6 protein-coding genes are annotated in these 7553 nt (G+C 61.7%); 1 reads left to right on the forward strand and 5 read right to left on the reverse strand.

Annotated elements, in window-relative coordinates; genetic code table 11:
* The first annotated feature begins 4 nt into the window (after positions 1 to 4).
* Complete coding sequence (locus tag AWB64_RS09265) at positions 5 to 904, forward strand: alpha/beta hydrolase family protein (RefSeq protein WP_060818371.1); 900 nt, start codon at positions 5 to 7, stop codon at positions 902 to 904.
* Between the two features lie 2 nt (positions 905 to 906).
* On the opposite strand, the gene AWB64_RS09270 is transcribed toward AWB64_RS09265, so the two are convergent.
* The 5 genes from AWB64_RS09270 to AWB64_RS09290 form a co-directional block, all read right to left on the reverse strand.
* The gene (locus AWB64_RS09270) at positions 907 to 2082 is read right to left on the reverse strand and encodes a GGDEF domain-containing protein (RefSeq protein WP_060818372.1); all 1176 of its coding nucleotides are present in this window, start codon (positions 2080 to 2082) and stop codon (positions 907 to 909) included.
* 354 nt (positions 2083 to 2436) lie between these two features.
* A complete protein-coding gene (locus tag AWB64_RS09275; RefSeq protein ID WP_060818373.1) occupies positions 2437 to 3213 on the reverse strand; it encodes an EAL domain-containing protein in 777 nt (258 codons plus the stop codon).
* Between the two features lie 144 nt (positions 3214 to 3357).
* A complete protein-coding gene (locus AWB64_RS09280; protein ID WP_374728610.1) occupies positions 3358 to 5604 on the reverse strand; it encodes a xanthine dehydrogenase family protein molybdopterin-binding subunit in 2247 nt (748 codons plus the stop codon).
* Positions 5604 to 6080: a (2Fe-2S)-binding protein gene (locus AWB64_RS09285; protein WP_060818375.1), complete on the reverse strand. Its 477-nt coding sequence runs from the start codon at positions 6078 to 6080 to the stop codon at positions 5604 to 5606. Before AWB64_RS09285 ends, AWB64_RS09280 begins: the two co-directional genes overlap by 1 nt.
* A complete protein-coding gene (locus AWB64_RS09290) occupies positions 6077 to 7315 on the reverse strand; it encodes a c-type cytochrome (protein ID WP_060818376.1) in 1239 nt (412 codons plus the stop codon). Before AWB64_RS09290 ends, AWB64_RS09285 begins: the two co-directional genes overlap by 4 nt.
* Positions 7316 to 7553: the final 238 nt, after the last annotated feature.

The following is a 7553-nucleotide window of genomic DNA, read 5'->3' on the forward strand; positions in this document are numbered from 1 at the left end:
ATCAATGCCCTATCGACGCTTCGTCCGCTTGTTGTTCGTGATCGCCGCCGCCTTGTGCGTCGGACCCCTTTGCGCAGAGCCGCTGCATCTACAGGACTATCTCGCAATGCACGGGCGCTCCGCCGACGAGCATGTTGCGTACGGTCCTGCTTCGTCGCAATTCGTCGAACTGTTTCGCGCGCGCGGCAGCGGTCCATTTCCGGTGGTCGTGCTGGTACACGGCGGCTGCTGGGCGCGTCAATACGGCGGCTTGCGGCAGATCGCTCCCCTCGCCGGCGCACTTGCCGATAAGGGCTGGATGGTATGGAGTATTGAATATCGAGGTATTGACGAAGAGGGTGGCGGGTTTCCCGGAACGTATCTCGACGTCGCGCAAGCGCTGCAAAGACTCTCGGGCGAAGCGTCACGCTTGAATATCGATCTTTCCCGAATAGTCGTGGTTGGGCATTCGGCGGGCGCACAGCTCGCGCTATGGGCTGCTGCGCGACACCGGATTGCGACGGGCAGTGCGCTTTATTCGGCCACTCCGATGCGTTTGCCAACTGTGATCGGACTTGGCGCGCTGCCTGACTTGAAAGATGCCGGAGACATCAGGCGGGCATGTGGCGTGAACGCCGTCGCGTTGACGGGTAAGCCGCAACCTGGCCGCGAGGAAGTATTTGCCGACACCTCGCCGCAAAGCATGTTGCCCATAGGTTCGGAAATGATCTTGATCAACGGCGAGCTCGACAGCGTAGCACCGCCGGCAATCGCAAAACATTTCGCAAACGATGCGCGGCGCGCAGGCGACAGCATTCGTTACATCGAAGTCCCCAACGCCAGCCATTACGATGAGGTATCGATTGATTCCCCGGTTTGGCCTGTCTTGTTCAGAACAATCCAGACGTCCTTCTCCAGCCGTTGATTTCAGGCAGCCGAGCGGCTTGCACTGGACTGTGCCAACTCGAGCCGATTACCGCCCAGCGATTTCGCACTGTATAACGCCTGGTCGGCCTCGGCCAACAAGTCGGCAAGGGTGGACGCTTCGCTTCCAAACTGTGCCAGACCAATGCTGACCGTGGCCTGTATCCCGATTCCATTGACGTGGTGAGAGATCGTCTCGGCGAAACGCCTAACAATGGCCTCGCCCATTTCCTTGGCGCGGACGCTGTCGTGTCCAGGCAGCAGCGCAGCAAATTCTTCTCCACCCAGGCGCGCAAGAATTGCCTTGGAACCGATCACGCTCCGGGCAACGTCACTGAAGGACTTCAGGATCTGATCGCCCGTCCCGTGACCGTATCGATCATTGATCGCCTTGAAGCGGTCGAGGTCGAAGGCAAGAAGTGAAATTGGCCGGGATGATTGGCCGTCGCGAATAGCACGCGCGCTTTCTTCGAAGAACCATCTGCGATTGCCGAGGCCCGTTAAATAATCCGTTTGCGATTCCTGCACAAGCTGGCCATGCGCTTCCTCGCGGATGAGCGTGAGCAGGGTCATCGGCAAGATAACCGAATACAGCACGCCCTCATACATTGTGATCTTGCTGAGCAGCAATAGGAAATCATGTCCGTACAGTGTCGCCAGCCAAGGCAAAACGAGTGCCCGGGCGGCGTAGAACAGCGCATGTCCGCCCGACACCAGCATGGCGATGCTGCGCGATTGCAACCCTTTCATCCCGTCGCTTCGCAGCAGTTCGCGCGATGTCATGCCGCAAGCCAACGCAATTGGAATCGCGCTTGCGTAGTTCCAGATGGCATCCTGCCACTGCGCGCCTCCAGCGGCCCACGTCAGCGCCATTACGGCGAGCAGGCCGATCGAACTTGCGCGGTATTGCCGTGCGTTCAGCGACGCGACGCCGTGCAGAATCAACAGGTAGCCGGAAAGAATGACGAGGTTGCTGAAGGCCGAGCCTGTCGCGCCGGGAAGGTCGCGGCGCCACGTCGCCACCGCGCAGCCAACTGCAAGCGTCGCATATCCCGCTGCCAGTATCTTCAACTCCTTGTTGCGCCTTGGATTTATTCGGCGTTCCCAAAGCGTCAGCGCAGAACTGGCGAAAAGCGTTCCAATTGCAAGCAGATAAAGGGTAAGAAGATCGACATGCATTGGTGATGTAGTAGCGCACGCCGTTATATCGCGGCGGGAGTCGCATTTTATGCCGGAAATCTGGCAGCGTGATGATAGTTAAGCCAGGGCGATAGTCGGCCTCGGCATAGACGCGCATGCAAGCTGGTTCGCATCGCCGTGCTGTGAAACCTGCTGATTGAGCAGACTACTTTCAGGCAATGCGGCTTATGACCGCGCCGTGCATCCGCGGTCGGAAGTTGCTTGCTTCGTCGGTAGAAGTGATATCGCTGGCCGTGAATAGCGCCTTGTCGCATGTACCGTATAACGGCCTCGAAGTGGAAAACTTGAGCGGCAGCTTGTCTCGCCAGTTTCAAGCTTGCGTAGAACCCGGTATCAGCTTGCGCTTGCTATCGTTGGCATTGCCTTGAAGGCGGGCTTCGCGAACAGGTAGCCCTGCATCAGCGTAACGCCGTTCGCCACAAGGAAGTCGCGCTCGCCGGGTGTTTCAATACCCTCGGCAATCACACGAATCCCCAGATCCCGGCAGATCGTCAGCACGCCGCAGGTAATCCGCTGACGCACGGAATCGGTATCGATGCCACGCACCAGCGCCATATCGAGCTTGATCAGGTCCGGCTGGAAGTCAGCGAGCAGCGTGAGGCCGGAGTAGCCCGCGCCGAAATCGTCGATTGCCGTCTGAAAGCCGAACGACTTGTATGCGCGGAAAATCTGCACGAGATGCGGACGGCTAATGATGTTTTCGCCCTCGATTGTCTCGAAGATGATCCGCTCGACCGGAAAGCCGTGCTTTTCAGCCGCTTCGAGCGTACTGCGGATGCATGCGGCAGGCTGATAGACCGCGTTCGGCATGAAGTTGATCGACAGGAACGTCTGCATTCGCATTTCTGCAGCCTGCGCGATCGCAGTGGTGCGGCACCGCTGATCAAAGTAATAACGGTTCGCGTCGTCCACCTGCGCCAGCACCGACGCCGCCGACTCGCCATTCGGACCGCGCACGAGGGCTTCGTGTGCATAGGCGCTGCCCGATTTCACATCGACAATGGGCTGAAACGCGAAAGCCATTTCAATGGGTGCAGTCTCGCCAGCGTTGCAGCCGCCGCAACGGCCGGGCTGTCCGGCCGGCTGTTCCGGGTCATGGATTTCGATCATGTTCGAACGCAGTCAGGAAAATGGGTTGGCATGCCGCTGGCGCATTATTGCAGTTCCGCCATCTATCTTATCGGGCATATGACTTTGCTACTTTAGATGTGTCTTTGTAAATACGCGTTTGCCTGTCAAAAAGCGGTTGCCCATTCAGGCCTTCAAAGGGTCGCCCGCGAGCGGCAGGTTGCTCACCCGCTTGCCGGTGGCGTCGGCGACAGCATTGGCCAGCGCCGCAGCGGCCGGCCCTTGTGAAGCTTCTCCCACCCCGAGGAACGGTGTGCCAGGACGGTCGATCAGGTCGACATCGATGCGTCCCGGCACCGACGAAAACCGCAGGATCGGGTAAGTGCTCCAGTCGAAGCTCGTGATGCCATGCGCCTCAAAGGTGGTCTGCTCGAAGAGTGTCCAGCTCAGTGACTGAATAACTCCACCCTCGACCTGATTGCGTGCGCCGTCGGGATTCACGATCTGCCCGCAATCCACCGCGCACGCGACGCGTTCGACCTTTACGCCGCCGGAGTTGCGCTCCACGGTGACTTCCATGGCAATGGCGCAGTACGCCATCAAATTCTTGTACTTTGCAAAAGCGAAGCCCACGCCGTGATCCGGCTTACGCGCAACAGACCGCGCTGCTGCCCAGCCGAAACGGGTGCAGGCTTTCTGAATGACATCGCGCGCACGGGGATCGTCCAGATGGCGCAGGCGGAATTCGACTGGATCGAGCCCTGCCTTGGCCGCCAGTTCATCGATAAAACTTTCTATTGCAAACACATTCATGTATGCGCCGAGCGAGCGCATGGCGGAGCCGCGGATTGGCATGTCGAGCAGGAAATGCTCGTGCACATGCAGGTTCGGCACGCGATAAATCGGCACGCTGTTCCGGTCGCCGCCACCTTCGGGCATTGGAATTTCCTTGGGCGGCGCGGGTGTCATCGGCGTGGCGAGCGACCACGCAGGCATCAGGCGGCCGGCATTCTCAATGCGCTGGTTATGCGAGTTGCTCCAGATCTCGCAAGTCCAGTCGACGATCTGACCGTCTGCATCGAGCGATGCGCTCAGGTCGGTAGTCATTGCCGGGCCGAAGGGTTCCCACATGTGTTCCTGTTCTCGCATCCATTGGACCCGGACGGGCCGGCCAGGCACCGCGCGGGCGATCAGCGCGGCGTCGGCGGCGGCATCGTCCGCGCCATTGTGGCCATAGCATCCGGAGCCTTCCATGTGCACGCAACGGACATTGTCCGGTGGCATCGACAGCATCTCGGCCAATCCCTTGCGCAGCGGAAACACGCCCTGAGTGTGAGTCCAGACCGTCAGGTGATCGCCGTCCATCAGCGCCACCGCGCACGATGGCCCGATCGATCCGTGCGTGAGGAAAGGCTTCGTGAAGCGCCGGTGCAAGGTCTGCGCGGCAGGTGCGGCGGGGCTGGAGCGATCGGCGACGGCGATGTCCTGAGCGGGCAGGGCGCGCAAGGTCGCGTGGATGGTCGCCTGCGCGGGCAGGGGCGGAGCGGCATTCCAGCGGGCCGCCGCCGATAACGCGCGCATGGCGAGGATCGCGCGCCATTCGTCGTCGGCGACAACGGCCAGATAGCTGCCGTCGCGCACGACCTTGACTACACCGGGCATGGCCTGCACGGACGCCATATCGACCGAAGCGAGCGTTGCGCCATATGCGGGTGGGCGCACGGCGCGCGCGTGAACCATGCCTGGCAAACGCAGGTCCTGCACGTAGCTCGCGCGGCCGGTGACCTTGCCCGGAATATCGACGCGCTGTACCGGCCGGCCGATGGTCTCGTACATGCGCGGATCCCGGCGCGGCAGTCCCGGCTGCGCCTGCTGATGCAGATTGACGCCGCTGACGGCCTCGCCGAATCCGAGGCGGCGGCCATCGGCGGCCACGACCGCGCCGTCCTTGACTGTCAGCGTTGCCGCGTCCACGCCGAGCTTGGCCGCCGCCGATTGCAGCAGCAGGCCGCGCACTTGCGCCGCAGCGTTCGCGATCGCGGTGCCACTGTCGGCGACCGAGTGGCTGCCGGCCGTGTAGCCTTCGTTTGGTGTGGTGGCGGTATCGGCGGTGAGCAGTGTCAGAGCTGACGGCGCAATGCCAAGCTCTTCCGCCGCGATCTGCATGAATGCGGTGCGGATGCCGGTGCCAAGCTCGGCTTTTCCGGTGAACGCCGTGACGTGACCCTTCTCGTCGATACGGATCCAGGCGTCAAGCATCGGCGAAGTCTTGAGGCTGCCGGGCAGATCCGGCGCGGCGGCGGTAAACGTGCCCGCTTCGGTGGTCGAGCTTTGCGCCATGACCCGGGCGGCCGCTCCCGGCAAGAGCGAGAAGCCGACCATCACGCTGCCTGCAGTAAGGAAGCGCCGTCGCGCGGCGCTGTGTTCGGGCATCATGCGCGTCCCGCCGCTTGAGTAGAGGAGGAGGCCGCCGAAACGATTGCCGCGATGATGCGCATGTGCGTGCCGCAGCGGCACAGGTTCGGCTCCATGTGCGCGCGGATTTCATCTTCCGTGGGCGAAGGCGTGCGATCGAGCAGCGCCTGCGCGCGCATCACCATCCCCGCGATGCAGTAGCCGCACTGCGCCGCCTGTTTATCGATGAACGCGCGTTGCAGCGGGCCGGGTTTGTCGGCTGTGCCGAGTCCTTCGATGGTGATCACCCGGCGCTCGCCGATGGCCGCAACCGGCATCAGGCACGAGAATACCGGCTCGCCTTCGACTATCACGGTGCACGCGCCGCATTGCCCTAGGCCGCAACCGTACTTGGCGCCGTGCAGTTGCAACTGGTTGCGCAGCGCGTAGAGCAGAGGCGTGGATGGATCGATGTCGAGCGTATGACGCTCGCCGTTCACAGTCAGCGCGATCATGGTGTGGGCGTTTCCTTGCGGTACTTCGCGACGTCATCGGCCTGAAGCTGCCACGGCGTCCGGTTGCTGTATTGTGCGCGAAGATAGTTTGCGAGATCGGCGATCTGGGCGTCGGTCAGCATGCCGGCGAACGGCGGCATGCTGACGCTGGCCTTGCTGCCTTGCGCGGGCAGTCCGTCGAGCATCACGCGCACGAGATTGCGCGGGCTATCGCTATTCACCGATGTACTTAGCGACAGCAACGGCCTGCCGCCGACCACGTTCATCGGCGCGTGCGCGGCGTGGCAGGCCGCACACGAAGCTTCGAACATGGTTGCGCCTGCCTGCTGCAAGCTTGCGCCGGACGCGACCCGCGCGGCGGGAGCGGCAGGAGGCGGCGTTTGTATCGACATGATGTAGGCGGCCATTGCTTCCACATCCGCTTGCGATGCGTTCGCGAGCGAGCGCGTCACCGGCAGCATGGGTCCGGCGGCCGCGCCGTGTTCGCTCGCCACGCCCGTGCGTAGATAAGTGCTCAACTGCTCGCGCGTCCATGGCGTAGATGCACCCAACAGTGTCTTGAGCGATGGCGCATCCCAGCCGTCGATCACGGCGCCATCGAATGTACGGTCTTTCTTTTCTGCGCCGAACACGTTCAGAGGCGTATGGCACGCGGCGCAGTGGCCGAGGCCATCGACCAGATAACGGCCGCGATCCAGTTGGGGGTCCTGTGTGCGGGACATCGGTTCGGGGGTATCGGCGTGCAGGTACAACAGGTTCCACACTGCAAGCAGCGGCCGGAAATTCAGCGGGAAGATCAGCTTGTTCGCGGCCGCAGTTGCCTGCACTGGCGTGCGCGACATCATGAACGCATAGACCGAGGCAATGTCCGCGTCCGTCATGTGGGTGAAATGAACGTAAGGGAAGGCGGGATAAAGCAGATGGCCGTCGCTCGATTTGCCACGCCGCATGGCTTGCACGAACGCATCGAGCGTCCAGGCGCCTATGCCGGTTTTTGTGTCCGGCGTAATGTCGGTGGAATAGAGCGTTCCGAACGGCGTGTGAATTGGCAAGCCGCCCGCGAATGGCGCGCCGCCAGCGGCCGTATGGCAGACGATGCAGTCGCCTACCGCTGCAAGCTGGGCGCCTCGCTGCACAGGATCAGGGTCGGCCGCCGGCGATACCCCTGGCAGCGCCGCGCCCGATGCAGCGGCGATAGTCAACACTGCTGTCCGTAGAATGGCCTTGACGTTCATCTTTTTCGCGCAGTTGGAAGCATGGATGTTACATGCAGTTCTCGATGTGCCGACGGAGACTACTTTGACACACGCTGCGGGAATCGACGCGGGCAAGCTTAAGCCGCCCGAAAGCGGACCTTTGAATCTGGCTGCAAATGGACATTATTATTTAGCTGCTACATGTAATGTCGAGGCTAAGTTCAGATGTCGGGGTTCCAGCTAAATAGAAATGTCGGGTTTCGTCATCTTTCATTTC

Origin of the sequence: Caballeronia sordidicola (assembly GCF_001544455.2) — a bacterium.
Taxonomy (GTDB): Bacteria; Pseudomonadota; Gammaproteobacteria; order Burkholderiales; family Burkholderiaceae; genus Caballeronia; species Caballeronia sordidicola.

Coding starts and splice junctions, on each gene's coding strand:
- AWB64_RS09265 (WP_060818371.1), top strand. CDS start 5: ATGCCCTATCGACGCTTCGTCCGCTTGTTGTTCGTGATCGCCGCCGCC.
- AWB64_RS09270 (WP_060818372.1), bottom strand. CDS start 2,082: ATGCATGTCGATCTTCTTACCCTTTATCTGCTTGCAATTGGAACGCTT.
- AWB64_RS09275 (WP_060818373.1), bottom strand. CDS start 3,213: ATGATCGAAATCCATGACCCGGAACAGCCGGCCGGACAGCCCGGCCGT.
- AWB64_RS09280 (WP_374728610.1), bottom strand. CDS start 5,604: ATGCCCGAACACAGCGCCGCGCGACGGCGCTTCCTTACTGCAGGCAGC.
- AWB64_RS09285 (WP_060818375.1), bottom strand. CDS start 6,080: ATGATCGCGCTGACTGTGAACGGCGAGCGTCATACGCTCGACATCGAT.
- AWB64_RS09290 (WP_060818376.1), bottom strand. CDS start 7,315: ATGAACGTCAAGGCCATTCTACGGACAGCAGTGTTGACTATCGCCGCT.